We start from the raw sequence: 24,858 nt of genomic DNA, 5'->3' as shown, positions 1-24,858 counted from the left end.
TTTACTCCTTGAAAGCCAATAAATATCTATCTTTGCCGTGAATATCTTTGTGAATCTCAGTTAAGAAACCATTTTTGGGAAATAAACCTGCTGTTGCGACACCCGATTCCTCATGTATTTCTAGCGCGATAAAACCTTTTGGATTAAGCCAATTTTGTGCCATTATAGAAATGCTTCGGATGACATCGAGGCCGTCAGGACCGCCATCGAGTGCTTCTGGCGGATCGAATTTAACCTCTCGATGAAGGTTTCTCATCTCGCTCGACAAAACATATGGCGGGTTGCTTACAATAAAATCGAATTTTTCTTCTGGTTTGAAATTGTCGGTTAAATACAAACTAAGCCTATCCGAAACACTGTTCGATTCGGCGTTTCGAGAGGTCGATTCGAGGGCTTTTTGATTAATATCCGTGCCAGTCATCCTAATGGATGGCATTTCGCTAAGTATGCTGATGCTGATAACTCCACTGCCGACTCCAACCTCGAGACCCTCAAATGATTGATTAATATCGAGCAAACCTAAGACCAGCTCGACTAAACCTTCAGTTTCCGGTCTCGGGATAAACACCCTCGATTTAATAGTGAAACGCCTTCCGAAAAATTCCCATTCTCCGAGAATAAGCTGTATCGGTTCCCCTGCGCATCGTCGAGCAATAGCAGCATCGAATTCTGCTTTGTCCATTTTAGATATTTCCGGGTTTAAGTAAAGCCTTGTTGGCGCTATGTCTAGAATAAATGCTAAAATCCACCGCGATTCGAGCGATGGATTTTCAATTTTGTTGTTATTCAAGACCGCTTTTCCTGTGGCTATTACTTCGAGCGCTTTCAAATGTTCCCCGGAATTGCTTTAAGCTTATTCCTGACCCTTTCGATATTTACAGCAGAGGGATGTTCTGTCAATATTTGGTTGAAATAGTGAGTTGCTGCTTGAAGGTCGCCGCTTTCCAATGCCAGATCACCCAGTATTTCCACGGCTTGTGAGGCGTGATACCCATCGGGAAAAAGCTCTGAGATGGATTTAAGATCGGTTCGACAGCCCATTTTATCCCCAAGGCTCAGCCTAAGCTGTGCGCGTTCCCATAATATAAGGTCTGCCCATGGTTGCGAGGAGTGTTCTTCGATTATCGAATCGAATTTTAAAAGCGCAGTTTCAGAGTCGCCTTTACGCAGAGCGGCAAATGCAGAGGTTATCTCGGACATATCCGCGCCTGAGGAGGCATCGGCCAAGAGAGCTAGATATTGCACGGCATCGTTGGCTTCCTCCGATTTTGGGAAGCTCAAGACTACACCCCTAAAATAGGCACCTGCCGTGTCCGTTGATCCACGGAAAAAGGCGAGTTCTCCAAGCCCAAATAACGCCCATGGATCGTCCGGCGCTATTGTGCGCCGTTTGGTGAATACCTGTTCGGCGGAAGAAAAGTCATTATTGCGAAAATAAACCTCCGTCAGCCCCCGATAGGCAAAGGCAGTTTGTTCGATTTTCGGGTAGCTTTCGATGGCTTCAGTGAACATCTCGCGCGCGGCTTTAAGATCCTTTTTGTTCTCGAGGTCGATCCTGCCAAATAAAACAAGTGCTTCTCCTGCGATAGCCGGAGTTTTGCTTTTGATAAGTTTCTTTAAAAGGTTTTCGGCCTCATCAATCCGGTTTTGGGCTTTGAGCGAATAGGCCATTGTAAGATTAGATTCTTGCGTATAGCGAGGCTCGGCATCCGCGAGATATTCACCGGCATATATCACGGCATCGTGGGCGCCGGCAGCTAGTGCTTCGCGCATGAATCCAAGAACATAAATGCCCTTCATCTTGCGTTTGGTTTCCGCATCGATAAGGCTTTTAACTGCTGCAAGGTAATCCCGCTGGCGCACCCTGAGTCTCGCTAACATACGGTTTATCCTGTCACCCTCTATGCCGTTGTCCTTGAGTTTCACCACTGCATCGGCAAGGTCGTCGAGCTGTTCGGGGTCGGCGGAAATTTCGTTCATGCGGCGCTCGATATCTGGAAAGCGGTCAGGGAACTCCTGCAAATAGAGCGCGTATTCGTCTGCAGCTTTTGACCATTTACCGCCGATCTCGTAAATACTTGCGATCTCGAGGGCATATGATGCATTATTCCCTCCCCTTTTACGAGCTGAGATAAGTAATTCCGCCGCCTCTGTGGTATATCCCCAGGTCATGTATGATCGATAAATGTCGAGCATCTTATTCTTGTCATTGGGAACAAGTTTGACCGCATTTTTATAGGCCTTTTTCGCTTTCTCTTCGTTGCCAGATGAAAGCGAAGCATTGCCGACTTCTATCCAGAGGTTGGCATCATTGGGGTTATTTGCGAGCTCTGCCTCGATAAGCTGCAATAAGGAAGTGTTATCCTTCAAGGCTAGATAAACCTGTTTAAGTAGAAGGCGGATATTTTGATTCTCGGGTTGTTGCTCGAAAAGAGGTTCTAATAGCAGGCGTGCTTCCTCGAATTTACCAAGAGCGACATACCTTCTCGAAAGCTCGATATCTCTTGATGTATCAGCAAAAAGAGCGATACACAATATTAATAGGAACAATATAACGAACTTAGTTTTCATCTTGCACCGGATTGGTTGTTCCGTTGTCTCTGAGCGCTTTAAAATAGTCCTTTATCAAGGTCTCGTATTCCTTCGGATATGGTTGGTTAAGCGCTCGAAGCAGTTGCTGTTGGAGCACGTCCCTGCGCTCCCCGAAGTCCTCTGGAAGACTATCTGGGCTTCTTCGAGCTTTATTTTCGCCCGTTCTGCTTTTCCGTTTTTCCTCGTATTCTTGCCTGTGAAGCGATTTCTGCATATCGAGCATCCGGCTAAGAATTCGGTCCTGGCGTTGAAGCGTTCTTTCGCTGGCGTTCTTAGAGCGAAGTTCTTTGACAACTTCCTCCATCTCATCGACTATATCGTCCATTCGGCCTGCAATATCGGATCGCTCGGAAGCCTCTTTAGATAGCTGTTGCACACTTTTCTGCACGACCTCCTGCTCGGCGGCAAGGCGAGCCGCTGCGGCTTGCTGGTCGAGAGATAAGCCGCCCGGTTTTTGACCTTGAAGCATGGGCATGGTCATCGAATTAATCTGTCCTTGCTTATCGCACATACTTTGCATTTGTTGGAAGAAACTCTGCGAACCGCTACAACTGGAGGAACTGTTCATCTGGTCCATGGTTTCGAGAAGTTTCTCCGCTGCCACATTCATTGAAGCCATTGCTTCTAAACCTCTCGGATGTGCACCATATCCGCGCCCTTGGGCGAGGTCCTCGAGCATAGCATCGACCTGCCTGTTGGCATTGCCTAAAAGCGCACCGATGCTGGGTGGTATCATGAAGTTCTTATTTGCAATATTCATAACAGCAACGGTCACGCGCTGAAGTGCGGAGCGTATGTTTGAACCATCAATGACGAGGCTTCTGGCGAGGTCGAAGTTCCTAAGGTCGGTGGAGATAAGTCCTGTAAGTTCCTCCTGGCGAGAAGAAAGGTCCAAAAGGTCGAATACAGCTTTTCTTATCTCGGCCATAAGCTCTGCTGACATCTGTTGTTGCATCTGTTGTTGCATCTGGGCAAATTGATTCTCGAGTTGTTCGAATTGCTCGGAAAGCTCTTTGGATTGCCCCTGACATTGCTTCATCGCCCCAGATTGCATCGAGCCTTTGCATTGCGAAGATTTTTTTCTCGGGCTGTTATTTTTCATACTATCGGATATCTTTTTCGCGGCTTCTGAAGGCATATCCTCGAACTCCTCCATCATCTTGGAAAGCTCTTCGGTGCCTTTTTCCAATAACTCGCTTCCTTTTGTTATTCTATCCTGCATTCGCTCTGCTTCGTTTTTAGACATCTCACCTTTTTTGAGACCTTCGCTCACTTGCTCTTGCATTTCATTGAGTTTTTCAGCAAGGTTTTTCATATCCTCGACGCGTTGCTCAATTTGCATACGCTTAAGAAGTGAAAGTGTGCGGTCGAGCCTCTCCATAAGCTCTTCTTGCGAGAGTTGGAATTGCTCTGCAGCGCGGCGCAGTTCTTCAGGGTCCATGGAATCGAGTGCTTCCTGAAGTTGTTTCATCGACTCACGCATTTTCTCGGTTGCGACTTCATCGAGAAGCTTTTGAATTTCCATCATCTTCTCGACTATCTCCGATGCCGCCATCTGCTGATCGACTACCTTATCGGTGGTTTTTTGGTATTCGTCGGCGGTTTTTTCGAGTTCTTCAAGGAGTTGTTCTTGTTTTTGAAGAGCTTCGCGAAGGTCTTCTCTTTGTTCGTAGCTAACCTCGCGTTCTGCCTTAAGTTCGCGCGTGATGTCTGATATGTCTTTACTGATATCTCGTTCCTTTCGAGCAACCTCCTCCATATCCATAACCTGCATCTCGCGTTCGTCGGTGATTTCCTCGATTATTTCATCGATGCTTGGGAAGCGCGCCGAATATACCTTACTAGCATCCATCTTTGGACCGGTGAGCGCATCGTTATCATAAGCCTCGACCCAATATAAAATGACATCCTCTGGCACGAGGGCAAGAGGCTCCAAGTCCCAGAGATAGTTTATTCCAACCTGCCGAAGGCCGGCAATATTCGCGTCTATCCTATGACGGATTGTATCTTCAGGAGAATTTTGAATAATGTGAGTGATTACGAATTTCGAGAAACCATAATCGTCCTCGGCAATAAAGGCGAGGGGTATTTCCAAGTTTTCATTAAGCTGAACGTCCGTTGCCGGGAAGGTTATTTCTACCGAAGGATATTCGTCGGTGCGCACACGGATGGAGTATTCGATGGGGTCATCATTGGAGAGGCTTTCAGCATCGACGGCTGCGATATGATAGCTATAGTTTTTAAGCGCTCTAAATCTTGTTTTACCGGTTCGCTCGTCAATTTCGATTTTTTTCTCGGTTGAATCGGAAAATTCCAGTGCTCCAAAGACAATATCTTTAGAAAAGCGTGCCTCGATAGTAACATAAGTTCCATAGGGCACATCGATTGAGCCCTCGTTTTCCTGAAGGTGTTGTGTTGCGATACCTGTGTAGTTTGGAAAATTCAGTGTAAGGCTCAAATTGATAATCCTCGGACGATCAACAACTTTTACGGCAAATGGCGTGCCTATGAAATCCCCGCCTTCGACTCGATACATGAAATCGCGTTTAATATCCTCGTAAACGAAACTCCATGTGTGGTGGTCATTATCCTCACGGATAGCTTGGTATGCGCGTTCTTCGCGTTCGTTTTCAAATTGCCGATAGATAACGACTTTATCGGGCATTTTGCCCATAGCCTCGATTTTTATCTCGAGGTCATCGTATTTGGTGATCTGGGTGTCTCCGGGGGTAACTTCGAGCGTGGTCAAGGTAGGGCGAGGCAAATCAGCAAAAGGATGGGTTCCTCTTAAAAGGCCGTTGCGGAACGTCGCTGGAAAAGCGCTAAAAAGCCCTAGAGATGTGATTAGAGCAAGTCCTAGAAAGGCCGATTTTTCTCGAAGCGAGGATAATCGTGCGATTTTTCCGGGTTTCAAGTCTTCGATGGATTCCCCGGCATCGATAATCGCGGCCTCTATCAGTCCGCTGGAGTACCCCAAGCGTTTAGAATCTATTTTCAATAAATCGTAAGCCGAGACCAAGCGCGTTTTCAGGATGGGATATGCCCTTTCGAGGTCTATTGCGATAGTGCGAAGCTTAGGCCTTTTTATAAAGGGCAAAATTACCCAAACTCCGAAAGTTATTATAATTACAGCAATCCATGCCAGAAAAAAGGCTGTTCGCGTGCCTGAATCCATGAAGAAAAGCCCGTTTATAAGGCTTAAAAGCAGAGCAAAACCAATGATTGCTGCTAAAGAGAGAAGCAGTCCCCCAATTGCCTCGACAGATATATATCTGTTTTTTGCCGAGTTAAGAAAGCTATATATTTTCTTTTTGGCAGATTTCATAGTCGAGTGAGGGTATATACTACGATATTGGTTCCCATTTTGAGAGCTTCTTCGCGCTTTTCGGGTGGATCATTGTGAACATCTGAATCTTCCCAGCCATCGCCCAGATCGGTTTCATAGGTGTAATACAAGACAAGTCGGCCTTCGTGGAATATTCCGAATCCCTGCGGGGGTTTGCCATCGTGTTCATGGATTTTAGGTAGTCCCTGGGGAAAATTGAAAAAACAATGGTAGATCTCGTGGTCGAATGGTAACTCGACGAGTTCTTTATCGGGAAAAATTCGTTTTATTTCCCGCCTAAGCGATTTATCCATACCATAATTGTCGTCGGCATGTATAAAACCTCCGTTGGTCAAATATTCGCGCATCCGCGCGACATCGTGTTCCGAGAAACGGACATCGCCGTGGCCGGTCATATAAAGATATGGATAATTGAAAAAATCGTCGTCGGAGGGTTCGATATATTTGCCTGTGAAAACTGCCGGGATGCCGGTATTTTTTCCCACATATTCAAGTAGGTTTGGAAGTGATGACGGATTGGCATACCAATCGCCAGAGCCGGAATATTTAAGGCGTGCAACAGTGAAAGGCACTGTAGGCTTGTCTTGGGCAAAGGCCATCGCCGTGAGGACGATTAATGCATAGAGCAGATATTTATTTAGAATCGATATTTTCATAATATTACTTTAACGCATATTTCATACCTAAAATCCCTGAATTATACCCATTCTGGCTTTATTGTCAAATAGGCAAATGCCTATTTGAACCGCTTTTTACTCGGTGCTTCTCGATGGATTTGAAAGGGAAAATTACTTGATGGAAAAAATTCCAGTTAAAAATGAGATATTTTTTTGATCTTGTATATTATTTTTCTGTGCTTCGCCGCTGTCACGATTTTTGTTATTCCGTTTACCTGTTTTTTTTAGGCAATTTATTTTTGCTCAAAAATCCCACCCGAACCGCCTTTCTGTCACGAAATTTGCAAATGCGGCAAATTTCGCGCCAGCCCCTTTTCCCGCGCCAGCGGTGATACAATATTTTACGGTCTTTTTATCAACTTTAACGGCGAGTTTTTGGTGTTGATTTTTAGGGTTTTAACTTAGGGTGCATTTTTTTTGAGGCAAAAAGTTCAGATTAAAAATAGTTTACAAGATGTTCAATAAATTTATTTAGAGGGTTGGTTTTGACACAATTGGACTTGATTAATGTAGAATAATTAATTATTCTATAAAGAGTTTTTAATTTGAATCGACGGAGTTTTTATGAAAGCTTTGATAAAGTTTTTTTTGTTCATACTCATCCTATCCAGCTCAATTTTAAGCGCGTCTTCTCGGAGCGAAATATCGGAGCTGTTGACCCCTGAAATTTCTGGCGATCGAACGCTTTATGAAGAGTGGAAAGCCAATCTTTTTATAGAGCCTGAAGACATGTCTCCGCGTGCGAGGCCTTCCGAGGCTATGGATTGGTTGTCTGGAAATAATTGGGTTCGCGCCGATGTCGATGAAACATCGGGGGAATTCGATGAGGGTGCAGATCCCGGTGGTGGGGGTTCCTATGTTCGGTTGACGTATTCTTTTCCCGGATCTCCGGGGACTGAATGGGTGATGTATTATGTAGATGGCTATTCCGCAAAAACTGATGAAAGTTTGCCCAATACATCTTCGAATTATATGACTGGTTCGACGGTCTATTCTATATGGAACAACTGGCACGGAGTTTATATAAGGCAGGAAATTACGCCGGTTAGCCTTGGAGGAACACCTGGCGAGAATGAGCAGGTTAAGTTTAAGACGGTAATGAAACCGGCTGATGGTTCTTGTCATGATGTTGGTTGCATAGTGTATTATGATACTATGCTCGATGATGACGATTACGCGGAGATTTCGACCGCATACGGTTATACAGGTATTGCTGAGATCTTTTTTGCGCCGGATATTCCGCCTACTTGGCGTGCTTACCAAGGTGGCTATCCGCCTGGTCCTGGTGTGCTTACAGCCTTGGGTGTGCTTATCGGTTTTGAAGCGGTAATGCCCGATGTTTTTTGGTATGGCAATTGGCCTTCATCGGTGGGTAACGGATGGGCAGATAGCGACTGGGTAACAGACACAGGAAGTTCTTATGGCGATTCTGCCACTATGGTAAAATGGTATCCGCGCAATGTGTGCCCTGGGGATTCGGCTATATTTGTTACATATTATGGTATCGGCGATATCACTTCGGGAACCGGGCTGAGAATTTATCACACTCCACCTATGTTTGAAACCAGTTGTACTGATATTACTCCTAACCCGTTCACTGTGGAGGCATTTGTCACGAATATCGGGACTTCGACGGCTTTGAATGTTCAGGCGACGCTCGATCTATCGGGAACTCCGTTTACACTTGCAAGTGGGGCAAACCCCCAAAACCTCGGTTCCATCGCCGGTTATGGAGGTAGCGCACTGGCCACATGGACAGTCAGCATTCCGCCTTCGGCTTATGGGACAACACAGTGTTATAATATTTCTGCGACTTGGTCCGGAGGCGGTCCTGAAATAGAGAATTACTGCATTAATATACCGGAAACCATAGACTTCGGGGCTAATGCTACTGTGGAATATGCCGATATTTGCGCCGGTGGTTGCACAGAGCTTTCTGCATGGCCGGATTCCATTGGAAGTGGTTACGATTGTGGAAGCTGGTCGAGCGATTTTGAGTCCTCTGTGTCGATGACACATTCTGGTTCGAGCGATGATTGGGCGTGGGGAACGCCATCCTCGGGCCCCGGCTCGGCTCATTCCGGCTCGCGCTGCTGGGGAACCGACCTCGGAGGGGCCTACAACAACAGTGAAAGCGCATCACTTGTTACTCCCGGTGTGGATATTACCGGTTGCAGCAATGCTACTCTTTCTTTCTGGCATTCATATTACACCGCAAGCTTCGATGGTTGTCAGGTTTATATTGGCACGTCTCCCACGGGGCCCTGGTTTATGCTTGACATGCCAGGATACGATGGCATGCACCTGTTCGGCCCTATGTCTCTCGAGGATTCATACCATGGCTCGCAAGGATGGACTAATGAGACGATAGACATCTCGAGTTGGTGCGGCGATGTAGTCTATATAAGATTCCTGTTCGAGTCAGACTTCTTATTCTCGGATGATGGCTGGTATATCGACGATGTTTCGGTTACAGGAAGCGGTTCATCTGCTGGGCCTGTGGTTTATGATTACTCATGGTCGCCCACTACCGGCCTTTCAGATCCAACTTCGCCTAATCCAACAGCGTGTCCCACAACGACCACGACATATTCTTGCCAAATAACTGCTCTTGAGGATTGTATTGCAATTGCACCGGTGACTGTTAATGTTCACCCTGATCCCGAGGTAGATATTACGCCGGTGGACATTTGCGAAGGTGAAACAGCCACTCTTACTGCGAATGTAACCCCCCCTGGGACTTACACATACTCCTGGACACCCGGTGGTTTCACGACTCAGGATATTACAATAACACCAGGGACCACAACGACATACACTTGCTTTGTTTCAAGTAGTTTCGGTTGTGATGGTTCAGATACCGGTTCGGTGATAGTTCATCCGAATCCGATTCTTACTGTTGAGGATCAATTTATATGTTTCGGAGACAGTGCTACGCTCACCGCTATCTTATCGCCCGATCTACCGGGCGCTACCTTCTCATGGGAACCGGGTGGTCTCGTAGGGAACCCAATACTCGTAAGCCCAAGAGATACAACAGAATATGTCTGCACTGTTACTAGTCCGTTCGGTTGTCAGGGTTATGATTCGGCTACGGTTTTCGTAGATTATCCACCGATAGCTCCTACCCTTATTGCACCTGCCGATGGGAGCACCGATCATACTCCAGATGCTCTGATAGCTTTCAACTGGTCAGCATCGGCGGGAACGCCTCCGATTACCTACGATGTTATTCTCGATGGTTTTGTGGTTGCAGCAGGTTTAAGCGGCACGCGATGGAGCGAATCTTTTCTTTGCGGTGAAAGGCATACCTGGGCCATCATTGTTCATGGCCTTTGCGGTTCGGATACTAGTGAGGTTTGGAGTTTCTCCACAGCGCCCTGCATTCCACCGCATATCGAGATAATCGAACCACTCGATGGTTTATGGAGCGCTTGCGACGATCAAGGGATTTTTGTTATGATCACCGATGACGATTCTGTCGATGCCTCTTCGATTCGATTTAGTGTCAACGGTATTACATATTTGGTGGATCGTATTAATCTTGATTTTTACTATGATACTCTTCGTTTTACTCCACCTTCTCTCTGGTCTGATGGCGAAACGCTTCACTGTTGTGTCGATTCGGTTTGTGATATATATGGTGTGGTGAACGATACACTTCCCGTTTGCTGGGATTGGTATGTCGATATTTCAGCGCCGGTGGTCTGGGGGGAAATCCCCACGGCCGGTTCGACGATTCCCGAGGCTAGCCCTACGGTTAGTTTCAACATATATGATTCACTAAGTGGCCTCGATGAGATTTCGGTAATAATATCGATAAACGATTCGATTTTACTCGATCTTTATAGCGCAGGTGTTTCTTATGTTGCTCCGAATGTATCGGTTTCCTTCCTCGATCTGGGGCTGGCTTTCGACATAGGAGATACTGTAGAAATATGTATTACAGCTAATGACCTGCCGGATTATTGCGCAGCTAATGTTCTCGACACATGTTGGTTCTTTATAGTTAACCCGCTTGGGCCGATTGGGATGATAATCGAGCCACTGCCATGGACCTATTCTGCTTGTGACGATCAGGGTATTATTGTTTATATCTTCGATGCCGATGGCATCGATCACTCTTCGGTGCTTTTAAATGTGGATGGCATCGATGTCCACGGCGACGATTCCACAGTTATTTGGAGTGGTGATACGCTCGCGTATTCCTCGCCTACTCTCTGGGATAACGGCGATACTATTCTCGTGCGTCTTCTAGAATGTGTCGATCTTGTGGGGAACCCACTCGGCGATACACTTCACTGGAATTTCATTGTTGATCTGACACCACCGGTTATATGGGGTATCGATCCAATCGACAGCACCGTTCTCGCCCTGGATTCACCAAGCTTTACATTTGTGCTCGCAGATTGGCTTTCTGGGCTCGATATATCACTTATCACAATCTCGATAAACGGAACGACTCATTATTTTGGTGATCCCGGTTTCGAGGGTGCATTTACTGGTGATAGCCTTTTCTGTTCGGTTGATTGCGCCGATCTAGGTTATGTATTTTCCCATAATGATACGGTGCGTATATGCATAGGCGCAGCCGATTCGCCGGATTACTGCCCGCCAAATGTGCTTACGCATTGTTGGGTTTACTATATCGATATATTGGGGCCGATTTATAGCATGATTTTCGATCCATCGAGCGGCGATGCCCTTGCGAATACTGTAAGCGCCTGTGATGATCAGGGTTTCTGTCTCGAGCTTCTTGATTCAGATATACCACACGGTCTGGATGAATCGAGTATAATCCTCCGCGTTAATGGCACTGATTACACCACCGCCGACCCGGAATTGAACTATATTTCCGACACATTGTGCTTTGCACCCTCAGTTCTATGGACACACGCCGCCCATGTTCGTGTCGAACTTATTTCTGCAGATGATATTTTTGGCAATCCACTTGCCTATGGCACCGATACATGGGAATACGAAATAGATCTTGAATCACCGCTTGCTTTTTCGCTCGCACCTGCTCCCGGTTCAGGTATTGGAACTCTTACACCGGTTGTGGGATTTAACCTTACCGATGAGCCGGCTGGCACAAATCTCGATGGGGTTCTCATAGGTGTAGATATTCTTCCTTCATCAGACACGTCGTGGTTCGACCTTTCAGAATCATGGTTTAGTCGGACAGATAGTATATATTCAGCTAATATTATAGATATTCCATTATTTATTACCGGCGGTGATACTGTTAGAATATGTATACGCTCCTCCGATATACCCGATTTTTGCCTCCCGAACACTGGCGATACGTGTTGGACTTTCTTCCTTCCGACCGGAGGACCTGTGGCGACTGTCATCGAACCTGTGGATGGTTCATGGAGTGCCTGTCACTTGGGCGAGATAATTCTTACGGTTAGCGATCCAGATACGGTAATAGGCGGAACAATAATTTTCAGTGTAGATGGAGTCCATTACATGACGACTGCATCGGAACTTGAATACCGACCGGATACGTTGATATATTCACCATCGAGTGACTGGTCTGATGGTGCGGCCGTAATTTGTTCCTTGCTCTATGCCGAGGACCGCTTTGGCAATCCAAACGAGGATACGCTTATTTGGACTTTCAATATCGATTTCGAGGCGCCCATTATAAGCTCTATAAGTCCGATACCGGGAAGCGTGGTAGCATCGTTATGCCCGAATATATCATTCGATTTAGCCGACTTTGGTAGCGGTCTTTATGAAGCTTCCATCGAAGTTACTGTTGATGGCTCTGAGTATCTCGATATTTCGGATGGTCGAGTAGTATGGGCAGGAGGTAATTTTAGCTTCGATCTCTGCGATGTTATTACTGTCGTGGGTGGGAGTGTTATTGATATTTGCGTTTATGCCGAGGATTTACCTGATTATTGTGGTCCGAATGTTCTTGATACATGTTGGAGTTTCGATATAGAGCCGGGGGGACCGGCAGGCACAATAGTTCACCCAACAGATGGGATTATAACGAGTTGTGATCCTCAAGATATTGTTATTTCTATCTTTGATTCCAATGGTGTCGATGGATATTCTATTGTTTTCGAGGTAAATGGCTTAAGTTATACAGCTGATGACCCAGAATTGGATTGGTCGGAGCCGTCGTTGACCTTCGATGGTGGTTCGGGATTTTTCACTCATGGCTCGACAGTTGTTTGCTCACTACTTGCAGCCTCTGATGTTCTTAGTAATCCGCTGGAGACACTTCTTGGTTGGAGTTTCATTGTAGATTACCAACCGCCGGTTTTAATTTCAGTATCTCCGACTCCCGGTGTGCCGGTGGATGACAGAAGCCCGTTAATTACCCTTATACTCGAGGACACACCAGCCGGTATCGATTATAACTCGGCTTCGCTCGATGTTGAGGGATACGGTGTAATCGATCTATTGATTCCGGCTTTATATTGGCATGGTGATACGCTTCTTTTCGATCCCGACAGCCTAGGAATTCTTTGGACTGGCGGTGATAGTATCGAGCTTTGCCTCGGAATTGCCGACCTTCCGGATACTGTGGCCCCTTACTGCGATGCCAACGACACGACCTATTGCCGAACAATTGTTATTAGTCGCGGAGGGCCGATTGCGGAGATAATCGAGCCGTTGGACTCCACAGTCAGTGCGTGTAGTCTTCAGCAGATAATAGTAACAATAGAGGACTCGAACAGTATTTCCGATTCGACTATTCTATTGCGTGTCAATGGGATAGATTATCGTGTGGGCAGTCTGCGAATAGAGTGGGATGAACCTACACTTATATGGACACCACCCTCGATTTGGGCTGATGGCCCGGTTCATGTCGAGCTTGTTTCCGCAGATGATTTGCTTGGGAATGAACTTGTGACTCCACTCGATTGGTGGTTTTGGATGGACCTCACACCACCAGCCTTCTGGTCGAGGACTCCTGCACCTTTTGCAATAATAGATAATCCTTCGCCGGATATATCGGTTCACATCGCCGATTCGATTGCAGGTTTAGCCGATAGTTGCCTTTGGATGACCTTGAACGATTCGATTATCTTCAATCTAACTTCCCCGGACATTTCATGGGACGGCGAGATAATGGCTCTTTCTTGCTCAGATGCCGGTCTATTCTTCAGCGGTGGTGACAATATCGATATTTGTGTTCATGCTTGCGACGATCCCGATTATTGTCCACCTAATGATAGCTTGCATTGTTGGCGATTTAGTATAGCTACCGGTGGGCCGATAGCGACTATCATAGAACCGCTCGACGGCACAGTCAGTGCATGCAGCCTTCAACAGATTATTGTTACCCTCGTTGACAGCAATGGTGTAGATGAAACAACAATCCAGCTTGAGGTTGGCGGTGTTGTTTATACGACCTCTGACGATGAGCTCGATTTGGACGATCCGACTCTGACATGGACACCTCCATCAGTCTGGTCAGATGGTCTTGTGAATGTTAGTTTGATTTCTGCAGACGACATGCTCGGAAACCCCCTCGCCGGGGCACCGGTGTCATGGAGTTTCACCATGGATTTAACCCCCCCGCAGTTTGCATCGTTGTATCCTGTTGATGGCTTTATCACGCTCGATTGGCAGCAAACGATCTCTATCGATGTTACAGATAGTATTCTCGGTGTAGATGCCGATAGCCTCGATATTCGCCTCGATGGTGTCTATCGTTCGGCAATTCCGATTAGTCTTCGTGTGGCCGCAGATGGTGTTGATTGGGTTGCACCGCTGTTAACCCTCGATCCGGCTTCGGTGATGGCCTCTGCATTCGGGATAACCTATTCAGCGCCAGAGGATACACTCGGCACGGGCATTTATTTCCCAGAGTTTGGAATTGTCAGTGTTATTATAACAGCTTTCGACAATATGCCAGATTACTGTGAACCCAACAGTTCCAGTGTTTCTTGGAATTTTTCTGTTGGCGATGACGATACGCTCGGTCCAAATATTTACGATTTCCGCCCCGAATATGAAAGCACACAGATACCTGTCTTTATTGAGGCTAGGATAACCGACCCGAGCGGTGTGTTCGGAGCCGAACTTATTTGGGACACCGACGGCGAGGTAGATATAGATGCCAACGGCCCGGTGCCTATGGATTCGCTGGCGGGAAGTTGGGATGCTATCGAGGGTGGGTGGCTCTGGCGGACGACGTCGGCGATTGGCACCTTCATCTCGACAACTAATATTTCTTACAGGATTACCTCGACAGATAATGACTTCGATTTCCTTAATCCGCTCGACAGAACAACGATCTTTGCGGATAGTATATGTCAAATATTGGGCGGGCCCACAGCCGCACCGATAACACCTCTTCCGGGACAGATATCCTCTTGTGCCGACCAGCCAATCGTGATCGAGCTTGTTGATCCCGATGGTGTCGATCCTTCGCCGATGGTTCTTGTAATAGCAGGTCAGCAAATAATCTGGCCGGATAGTAGGCTGTCCTACGATGGCGCCGCTGGCGAAATAACCTTTGCGCCCGGTGTCGATTTCTGGGCGAATGAGCAGATTGTTACTGTAATGTTAACTCTAGCGGAGGATAGTCTTGGCAACCCGATGTGGGATACCTTGAGCTATAACTGGCTTGTCGATCTCGAGCCACCGACTTTCAGCAATAACTTCCCGGCTTCGGCAAATCTTATCCGCGATGGTAGGTCGCCTATATGGGTCGATATAGAGGATAACCTTGCGGGCATTCGTGAAAGCGAACTCGCCATGGATGTTTATGGCAATCATTATGAGTTATCCTTGAGTGAGCTTAATTACGAGGAGGGTAGGTTATCTTTCGATGCAGCGGCATCTGATGTCGAGTTTGTTGCAGGCGATACGGTTAGAATTACTGCATATGCTGGTGATAATCCTGATCTTTGCGAATCCAATCTTAGCGCTTTCTCGTGGTGGTTCGTGATGGAACCCAAGATTACATGTAATATCTATCCCAATCCTATAACTACAAACGGTGACGGTATCAATGATGCCGCAGTGTTCGATTATCCGCTCATGTTTTCGGGTTCAGCAGAGCTTTTTATATTCGATATTAGAAATACTCTAGTCTATAGTTCTACAATCGGTCCGATAGAGGAGTTGACAGATGTAACCAACCGTTTCTGGGATGGCAAGGACAGAAATGGTATTTCTGTCCGTCCGGGATTATATCTTTATGTAATTCAACAAGATGGTGAGGCTATATGTAACGGCACAATTTCGGTGAACAAATAGTTTATCGAGATGGAAAGAACAAAGGCGCGCCGAAACTCGGCGCGCCTTTGTTATATGTTATATAGAATGTAAGGATTTGTTTATTTATTCCTACTTTTGCCCTTGCCGCCACCGGAATTGCCGCTTCCACTTTTTTTGCTTTGCCCCGGAGGAATATCAGAGCCATTCCAGCCCTTTTTTTCACCCTTGTCCCAACCCTTTGGTCGCTTCTTAGGGCCTCGTTGGCCGTGATGATTTCCATTGCCTTGGCCATCGCCGGTGCCATTTCCCTCCTTTTTTGCGGGTTCCTCCAGATTTTCGGAGGATATAGGCATGGTCGTCGTTTTACCTGTCTCAAAAATCGCTTCGTTAATCATTCCCCATGCTTCGGTCTCGGCGGGATCGATTTGTTGTTTTTCAACAAAAGGTTTGGGTTGAGTTCCCGTGTCTTTGGATAATTCGAAGGTCTGAGTTGAAAAAGGGATAGCTTGTGCGAAAGCAAAAGCGCAGAATGCGATTATAATAAGTGCGATCTTCATAAAAACCTCCTAATTGTAGTATCTATTAATAATATTAAGTATATCGAGGAAAAATTCAAGCTATGTGATTTTTAGATTGGGAGGGAGGTTAATCACCAAAATCCAAATAAATACCGATTTTATTTTTTGCTAAAATATAAGCCAAAGAGTCTTTATTATTCGATAAAAAGTCTATATTTCCTTTTTCGTCGATTATCTTGATCGAATCACGTGATTGAATAAGGAATTCGTTATTTTGAACCTTACTTTGTCTTTTTTCTAACGAATTACGGTATTCCTGGGTTGTTTTTGTAATATTGAAATAATTATAAAACCTTCCAAAAGTGTCATTTGTTATCTTGTCGAATTTAAATTTATAATCAAGAAAAGTAAATTCTCTTTCTATAACTCTTTTTTCTAAAACGCTTTCTTTAAGTTTTTTCCAAATGTTATTAGGATCGCGATCCGTTTCATTTATTTCTTTCATTTTTTCGATTTTTAAACAATTTTTAGGTGCGAGTCTTTCAAAGAGAATTCTTGAATAGATATGCATCGCTGGTGTTGGTTTATTGTCCTTTATTGTTTTATTTTTATATGCTTTTGAGCATAAGTCCCAGAAATAATTATCATTATAAAATGTACCTTCTATTTCAATAATTTTGTCTCTGTAAGATTTTGGAGACGGTAACCATCCGATTTTTATCGCTTCTATGGCGAATCGGGTTGCGGTTTCCTCAAAGAATAATCTTTTGGGATGGTATAGTATTTGAAGGTAATAGAAGTGTTTAGCGAGTAAAAAATGTTCGATAGTGTGTATCGCTTTTTCCTTAAAACAAATAACAAATTTATCATTTATCGAGTGTAGGACAACATTATCCAAAAGATAATTAATATCATATTTCCCGTAGGCTATGCCCGTTCCGTCGGAATCCCGAAGGCAATAATCTAATGTATCGACATCTAGGTCCGAATGTAAAATATGAGCATAAAAAGGCCTTTCATGTATCAAATCACCAATAATAGTGTTTGAAATATCTTCGATATCTTGCTCTGAAAACTCTTTCTTTAAAATACTCTTGATGTTTGTGCAATTTTCAATAATGTGTTTGCCAATATACTCGTGATGAAGGTCTTTTTTCGTTAAGGTTAACGCATTTTCTTGTTTTAATATTCCATTTTTTGGATATTTAGTTTCGTAATAAGTATATTTTTGATAAGCGGATTCTAAAGTGTGGGAAAGAGGATAGTGGCCAATATCATGCAATAAAGCAGCTATCCTGAGTTTTTTTCTGTCATATTCGAGATCATCCTCAGAATAACCATCTGGCAAGTTTCTCCTAATGTTTTTAAATACCTTCTCGGTCACTTCTAAAACACCTAATGAATGGCTAAAGCGCGTGTGCTGGGAACCCGGGAAGACTAAATCGGCGACTCCAAGTTGTTTGATTTTCCTTAGTCTTTGAAACTGGGGGGTATTTATTAGCTCAATTTCAAGATCGGATAGATATATTAAACCGTATAGATTGTCCAATATACGGTGTGTGAGTTTTAGCTCATCCACAATTATAGCATTTTTTTATTTTCGATTATGCTCCAAGCTTCATCTCTAACATCGTTTGATATAAAGGGTTTTACAGAACTAAAACGAGATAATGCGTAACTTTTTATTTTGTCTAATTCTTTAGTAACCAATTGAAAAGATTTTGAGATGTATAAAAGGGTCGAGAGCGCTTCGAGTTGCTCATCCGAATTTGTTAGAGCTTGAATTTCCTTCAAATCTTCACAAAAAGGCTGCGGTAATTTTGTAGTTGTATTACTTATAATATCTTCATCTAATACCTGATAAACCTCTTTTGCTAGTTCTGTCGAATATGGGCCGCTTAAATAAACATTATAACTATATCGCCAGTTATAACCTTTCCACTCTTGCAAAAGATAAATATATTTTTGTATTCTAAATCTATTTTGAAAACTATCTCTTATATCATTGTTTTCGAATTTGAGTGTTTTAAGAAATCCAGCTAATGTGTCTTTTCTTGAAGCCATTTCTCTCTCCATAAAATATGTATTTTAAAATACTCAGTTTAGATAAATAATTTTCATAGAATATATAGAAAAAATAAATTAAATTCAAAAAAAATCAAGGGAATTAAATATTTGTTCGTTTTTTAATTTTTTAAAGGAAAAAAGATTCGCTAAGCTAATAAATACAAAGTATTCGTTAGGATTGCAAAAATATAACAAAAAAGTTTGCCTCTGGCAGAATTATAGCTTATATTCCATAGTTATGTTTTCACTTCCAACCATAGGGAACGGTTAGTTATGAAGAAGTGTTTTTTAATGTTGTTGATCTTGTGTGTCGTTAGTTCCATGGCTCTGACTGTTTACGACATTCAGTATTCCATGTCCGGCGACTCGCCCTACGATGGCGAGGTTGTTACGGTTTCTGGGGTTGTTGCAGCTACGGAATATTCCGGCGACAAATATTACCTCTCCGATTCGGAGGGGGGGCCGTGGCATGGTGTTTATGTTTACGACTATGTCAATTCAGTGAGTCTCGGCGATTATATTACCATAACTGCCACAGTCGATGAGTATTACGGTCTCACCGAGCTTACGACCATCACCGCGTTTTCGAGCGACTCAACAGGTTCTGTGCCCGATCCATGGCCTACGTCATGTGGTGTTGCAGACACCTTCGAGGCTCTCGAAGGCGTTCTCGTCACTCTATCTGATGTTGTTGTTGTCGGGGGAGTGGATTCGCTTTGGGAGATAAGTGATGTAACGGGCAATTTGAAGGTGAAGCGCGGCTTCGACTATTCTTATAGCCCAAACGCCGGCGATACAATCGAGACCATTACCGGAATGATGAGCTATTCATGGAATGAATATGTTTTGGAACCGCGTAGTGATGACGATATCTCAGCTACGGTTGATACTAGCGATACTTCCGGCCCTTCGGATACGCTTGTCATCCCGATAGCCGATATTCAGGCCGATCCTTCGGCCTTCGATGAGGTTGTTGTCGAGGGTGTTATTACCGCCGCTGCCGGTGCGCTTAAAACTACGCAGCTTAAGGCCTACATTCAGGACGAAAGCGGTAAAGGAATACAGCTTTTTGAATGGAGTCTCACTGCCGATATGGAATCCCTTCTTGTTCGCGGTGCTGTGGCACGAGTTTCCGGCACGATTAGCGAATATTTGGGCACAACTGAGATCGAGGTCTCCGATTGGGAGATTGTTGGCGAGGATACTCTACCCACACCGCTCGATTATTCTTCGGTGATCTCGGATGCAGCCGCTTGGGAAGGCGTCTGGACGGTTGTTCAAGGAACGGTTTACGACCGCTACGGCACCGGAGACGGCAACTGGAATGTGGTTGTCGATGATGGCGGTGTCTATGTTTCGGCTCGCATATGGTCAACGACCGGCCTCGATGGAGATTCGATCAATATTGGTGACGGCATTACTATCTATGGTATTGCTGGTGTTTATAATGACGAGTTCCAGATACTTCCTGCCTCGGTGGAGGATATTGTTATTGTTCCGTTTGTAACGCCGCCATCCGGGGAGAGCTCGGAGATAATAATTCCCCAGGGCGTGTTTGTTCCCATAAGCGACGATTATATGAACGTTCAGTTCACAGTTCCTGTGGGTAGTCGTGCTGTGCTAAGGCTTTTCGACCGCATGGGGCGCAATGTCACAACCCTCTATGATGGCACGCCCTCATCGACGGTCTCGATGGATTGGGATGGAAGGGACGAAACAAGCCAACTCATAGGCGAGGGGGTTTATATGCTATTGCTGGAGTCCATTCCAGTTTCCGGTTCTAGGGAGTCAGTTAAGAAAACTATTGCTATTGGGAGTGCTTTAAAATGACGACTACTAGGCTTATTTCCATTTTCGTAGTTATTGTTGTCGGGTCAGTTCTTGCAGTGTTCGAGGTCCCTCCGCCCGATCCCGCTGCAATTGGTATGGCCGATATATCCCCAGCTATCGGCCCCGGGCCTACATCGCTTTTCTATAAGGGCGAAATTACCGCCGGAGGCGGTTATATTCGGTCTTTCAATTACTCCGATTTCGATCAACTTTCAGCATGGGCTTCCTGGTCACACGAAAAAATCGGTCGTTTTTCTGCGGTGCTTGGAGGCCAATCAGTTGGCGATCTCTCGACCGAGACAAGTATCGGTTTTGCCTATACGAGACCGGTTTTTTCAGACATACACACTGAGTTCAATCTCGCTGTTAGAGGAAGCTTTTATTCGCTGTCCTATGGTAAAAGCATTGGAGGTATGGATCTCGGTTCCGGCGCAGGGGCTGCATTCGATATGGCAGGTGAGGCAGTGATCTATAAAAGGACCAAGGTTTCCATTTTCGCTGAAAACCTAACAGCCACTAATCTTGGTGTAGAGGGAGACATAGAGATACCCCGTGCAGTAACTGCTTCTATCGGGTATTCTCCATATAATGCTACGGATATGGTTTTTCATGTCCGCAGGGAAAGCATCGCCGGCTATACTTATGGTCTCGGAATATCCTTTTCACCGCACGAGATAGTTACTTTCCGTTTTGGCGCGGTCACCAATCCCGATCGGGTTACGGCGGGAGTTGGCCTAAAATATAAATTCGCGCGTTTCGATTACGCGTTAAAAAGTCATCCGGCGTTGCCTCTTTCACACGCCGCGAGTATAGGTATCGATTTTGGACAATAAAAAGAAAACTACATTATTGCTGTTTTTGGCTGTTGTCTCGCTTTTTGGTGCGCAGGTCGAGCTTTCCGGTAATGATTGCTCAACCCTCGGCGAGCTTCCTATTACACCAGAACAGAGGGATGCTATCTGTGAGAGAATGCGTTTTGGAGGGGGTTTCAATAGCATTTATGATCTCCTCGAACTCGGGGTTTTCACACCCAAAGAATTTGCCAAACTTAAACCACTTGTAAGCATTGGTGCGGAACTTGGTGAGACCTCTGCACTCGACAGAATTGACTCGCTTTATTTTCGTGTTGGCGAATGGCTGGCGGGTGAAAGTGTCTCCGACGAGGTAGTCGATATGTGGGTCGATGCTATACGCACTATGCCCACGCTTCTCGAGCTCGATTACCGCGATTTAGTCTCGCTTCAGAATGTTTCCTCTACGGATGCCATTGCTCTTCTTCGGCACCGAAGAGATATCGGTGAGGTTAAGGACCGACGCCAGCTTAGATCGGTTAACGGGCTTTCGGCGCGCGGTTATGTTTCGGTGCGAACTTATATCGGTTATGGTAAACAGCGACCGATAGACTGGCTCACCGGCGGCTATGCACAAGCGCGTTTCGCCGGCACCTCCGATCAGATAAATCCGTTGTCATATCTCAAGATTCGTCTGAACAACGGCCCAATCTCAGAGGGTTTTCGTTTTGGGCGCAGCGAGGGCGAGAATATCGACCATAACAACTGGGCTAATCCGTTCGATTACCCAGACATGAAGTTTTATGGCGGCCTTACGCGTTACCAGCTCGGGCCGGTCAAGGTCAGGAGCTTTGTTATTGGGGATTATTCTGCAGCTTTTGGCGAAGGGGTTACATTTAATTCCGGAGATTATTTCGTTCCGCGTTGGACAGGCACCGGCTTCGATGTTCGCCATTTAGGTGTGTATCCAGACCTGTCAAGCTCGGAGACCTATGCTCTTCGCGGCACTGCCCTTGAGCTTAAATGGAAATCCATCGAACCGACCATACTCGTTTCGAGCAGGAACAAAGATGCTATTCTTAACGAAGACGGCAGTTTCACCGATCTCATCTCAGGTGCGAAAGATTGGGAGAATCAGGTGCATGAGACTATGTTTGCCGGTGATCTGACATTTTCGCCGCTTTTAAATCTCCGAATCGGCGTTACCGGTTATCGTGCGAATTACGACAAGACCTGGGATCCACAGCCCGGTTCGATTATCAATCCCGATTATATCCCCGGTGGCACAAGCGTAAAGGTGGATGAGCGCGACGCCGAGCTTTTCAGTATGACGTTTCCACAGGATAATCGCTCGGCTGTCGGTATCCATGGATTATGGACTATCGGCAATCTTGCGCTTTCCGCTGAGTTTTCCGAAATAGTTAGAGATAGCAATATTGCCTTAAATTGGTATGAAAACGGTATTATCGACACAATAAGCGGAGAAAAAACTAGTTTTCTTCCTATCGGCGATGATCCTTATGGTCTCGTAGCGAAAGCGCATTTTACTTCTAACAGGCTTTCGGCGGTTGCGGTATATCGTCATTACGATCTGGATTTTGACAACCCTTATAATCGCGGCTTCGCGGAATATGCTCGCTACAAAGGTTCTCTTATCGAGGATGACTACCGCCTCGTCGATCCAAATATGGTTGTTCTCGCAGAGGAAAATCCTCGGCCTATGGCCGAAGAGGGATTATATCTTGAGCTTTATGGTAAACCGTTCCGCCAGATTGATGGCACGCTTGAGTTCGATGCTTTTACACGTCTTTCAGATATGACCGACTATCGCAGGATAGTTCTCAAAACTAACTGGCGCCCGAATAACAATCTTACTTTCAGGCTCTGGAGAAAATGGCAGGGTCGTAGCGAGGAAAATTCACTTACACCGACAGCCTTCACGGTTGACGAAATCCGACTTACCGCAGACACGAGGCTTGCAAACTACTCACGTCTCGGTTTTACGCTTATTCACAGTTTTCTAGGGAGTCCTCCGCGACCGAGGTATTACGGTAGCGGTGATCCACTTGGCGAGGATTTACTTCTTGGTGGTGTGGTAAATGTTTCTGAAGGCCTTATGCTCAATTACGACATCAACCTTTCCGACCATCTTGCTATAAACGGACAAGCCATTGTATATCGCGGTTGGTTATGGAATTTTGAGGATAACGAATTCTCCGAACTCGATAGCCCAATCGACGCACTTCACTGGTGGGTTGCATTTCGCGACCGTCTGGTCGAGAATTTATCACTGACCTTTAAGATTGCACTCGATGCTCCACTCGAGGCCTCGAATATCGATTTTCGTAGTGGCTATGGCGATCCAGAGTCCGAGATCGAGGGCACGCGTGTCAAAGAGGTTACATCTTCATGGCGCATTCAAATGGATTATTTCTTCTGATATTTAGCGAGGTTTTATGAAAAGAGCGATTTTATTAATTACTGCTTTATCGTTTATTGCGATGGGATACACCTATCACGGTGCTTTTTTTCTCGATGGTCCAGTTATGCCCTCTAGTGCTGCGACTTCAGCGATGGGTGGACTTAAAGTCCTTCCGCCGGAGGAACCCGCTTCGGCACTTTGGGCGCCTTCCTGTCTCCCCCGTGATGGCATAAATATTGGCGTAAACCTGAATCTTATCAACGCCAGTGAAGAGCGTGCACTTCCGCTTTTCGACTCCTTCGAAGATCGAGTTGGATGGACACCTTATGTTAGCATGAAAGAGACATATCCCACCTTTGGTGGTTTTGTTTCTTACGGTTTCGAGGGCGACTGGATACCGACGATTGCGGCGGGTTATTCCGTGGTGTTCGATGCTGAATATATCTATCGTGAACAGGTGCGTCAGCGCGAAGACCCTAATGCAGATCGACTTATCGGTACCTGGAGTTTAGATTCCGATGGAGCGCTTGCCGGCCCAACCTTTGCTGTTCGCGAGGATATTCTCGATTATGGAAGTATCGGTATTTCAGCGACGCTTCTTTCTGGCACTATCGAAATGCATCGTAGCCCCGAGGCGCAGGACTCAGTGGTCCACAATACCGAGCCATGGGAAGCCGCTTTCGATGATGACACGGTCTATTCCGCTGATCTTTCTGGCACCATGATCTCGCTTTCCGCAGTTGCTACGCCTACCGATCGCTGGCAGATCGGTCTTCGCTGGACTCCCGAGGTCGATCTGGGAGAAAGCCTCTACCCCGATTTTCTCCCTTCGAGAATAGGGATCGGTATAGGTTATCGCCCACCCGGTTATGTCGTAAGCCGAGCTGTGGTTGAGTTCGAGTTCGTAGGCTATTCTGCTCTGGCTGAGGAAGATAGCGCATTTGCACAACTTGAGGATTCCTGGGAATTCCGCATTGGACTGGAACACAAGCTAGCTAACAATATTCCGTTGCGACTCGGAGCTTATCATTACAGGATACCACTTGTCGATCAGGTAGTGAGAACCGGTTTCACTCTTGGAAGCGGAGTTGCGTTTGGGAAAGTCAAAGTGGATGTATTCGGTGGTTATCAGATGAGCACATATTATCAGCACGACCAATTTCCGGAATCGTGGTTACCATCGCCTTATGAAACAGCTAACCGAGAGGATATGGACAGGGTCAACGAATCTCTTTTAGTCGGAGGATTCACGGTTGCTGTCGATCTTTAAAATGAGGATTTACAGTGGGGTAAAACTCTCTGTAATAATGATTGTAGCGGCTATACTCGCTGTTACGGGTTGCGGTGGAAGTTCGCCTGCGAGCTGGATTGAACTCCAGACCTGGCAAGACGAACTTTTCGAAAAGATTAACACCGAACGCCG

At 45.7% G+C, this 24,858-nt stretch carries 12 protein-coding genes; 5 read left to right on the top strand and 7 right to left on the bottom strand.

Annotated features, from left to right (window positions below; genetic code table 11):
* Nucleotide 1: 1 nt before the first annotated feature.
* The 4 genes from prmC to KAH81_06180 are packed head-to-tail and all read right to left on the bottom strand — an operon-like array spanning nt 2 to nt 6,537.
* Nucleotides 2-829 (bottom strand): peptide chain release factor N(5)-glutamine methyltransferase, encoded by an 828-nt coding sequence (prmC, locus tag KAH81_06195; GenBank protein MCK5833246.1) that lies wholly within the window; start codon nt 827-829, stop codon nt 2-4.
* On the bottom strand, nt 826-2,571 hold the full coding sequence (locus KAH81_06190) for a tetratricopeptide repeat protein (GenBank protein ID MCK5833245.1): 1,746 nt from the start codon (nt 2,569-2,571) through the stop codon (nt 826-828). The genes prmC and KAH81_06190 overlap by 4 nt, the downstream gene beginning before the upstream one ends.
* On the bottom strand, nt 2,561-5,917 hold the full coding sequence (locus KAH81_06185; GenBank protein ID MCK5833244.1) for a hypothetical protein: 3,357 nt from the start codon (nt 5,915-5,917) through the stop codon (nt 2,561-2,563). The genes KAH81_06190 and KAH81_06185 overlap by 11 nt, the downstream gene beginning before the upstream one ends.
* Nucleotides 5,914-6,537, bottom strand: coding sequence for a DUF4159 domain-containing protein (locus KAH81_06180; GenBank protein MCK5833243.1), 624 nt, complete (start codon nt 6,535-6,537; stop codon nt 5,914-5,916). The genes KAH81_06185 and KAH81_06180 overlap by 4 nt, the downstream gene beginning before the upstream one ends.
* A 642-nt stretch (nt 6,538-7,179) precedes the next feature.
* Here KAH81_06180 and KAH81_06175 point away from each other — a divergent pair.
* The gene (locus KAH81_06175; GenBank protein MCK5833242.1) at nt 7,180-15,846 is read left to right on the top strand and encodes a hypothetical protein; all 8,667 of its coding nucleotides are present in this window, start codon (nt 7,180-7,182) and stop codon (nt 15,844-15,846) included.
* Between the two features lie 80 nt (nt 15,847-15,926).
* On the opposite strand, the gene KAH81_06170 is transcribed toward KAH81_06175, so the two are convergent.
* The 3 genes from KAH81_06170 to KAH81_06160 all read right to left on the bottom strand — a co-directional run bounded on the left by KAH81_06170 (nt 15,927) and on the right by KAH81_06160 (nt 18,389).
* Nucleotides 15,927-16,364, bottom strand: coding sequence for a hypothetical protein (locus KAH81_06170; protein MCK5833241.1), 438 nt, complete (start codon nt 16,362-16,364; stop codon nt 15,927-15,929).
* Between the two features lie 88 nt (nt 16,365-16,452).
* Nucleotides 16,453-17,709, bottom strand: coding sequence for an HD domain-containing protein (locus KAH81_06165; GenBank protein MCK5833240.1), 1,257 nt, complete (start codon nt 17,707-17,709; stop codon nt 16,453-16,455).
* 197 nt (nt 17,710-17,906) lie between these two features.
* Complete coding sequence (locus tag KAH81_06160; protein MCK5833239.1) at nt 17,907-18,389, bottom strand: hypothetical protein; 483 nt, start codon at nt 18,387-18,389, stop codon at nt 17,907-17,909.
* Between the two features lie 276 nt (nt 18,390-18,665).
* On the opposite strand from KAH81_06160, the gene KAH81_06155 reads away from it, so the two are divergent.
* From KAH81_06155 to KAH81_06140, 4 genes are read left to right on the top strand one after another with little or no spacing between them, the layout of a single operon-like run.
* Nucleotides 18,666-20,222 (top strand): hypothetical protein, encoded by a 1,557-nt coding sequence (locus tag KAH81_06155; GenBank protein MCK5833238.1) that lies wholly within the window; start codon nt 18,666-18,668, stop codon nt 20,220-20,222.
* Nucleotides 20,219-21,055 carry a hypothetical protein gene (locus tag KAH81_06150; GenBank protein ID MCK5833237.1) on the top strand — a complete coding sequence of 279 codons (837 nt, stop codon included), beginning with the start codon at nt 20,219-20,221 and terminating at the stop codon, nt 21,053-21,055. The genes KAH81_06155 and KAH81_06150 overlap by 4 nt, the downstream gene beginning before the upstream one ends.
* Nucleotides 21,045-23,453: a hypothetical protein gene (locus KAH81_06145; GenBank protein MCK5833236.1), complete on the top strand. Its 2,409-nt coding sequence runs from the start codon at nt 21,045-21,047 to the stop codon at nt 23,451-23,453. Before KAH81_06150 ends, KAH81_06145 begins: the two co-directional genes overlap by 11 nt.
* 16 nt (nt 23,454-23,469) lie before the next feature.
* Nucleotides 23,470-24,705 (top strand): hypothetical protein, encoded by a 1,236-nt coding sequence (locus tag KAH81_06140; GenBank protein ID MCK5833235.1) that lies wholly within the window; start codon nt 23,470-23,472, stop codon nt 24,703-24,705.
* Nucleotides 24,706-24,858 lie beyond the last annotated feature (153 nt).

The organism is bacterium (genome assembly GCA_023145965.1).
Classification (GTDB): domain Bacteria; phylum UBP14; class UBA6098; order UBA6098; family UBA6098; genus UBA6098.
This window is presented reverse-complemented; position numbering and strand designations above follow the sequence as displayed.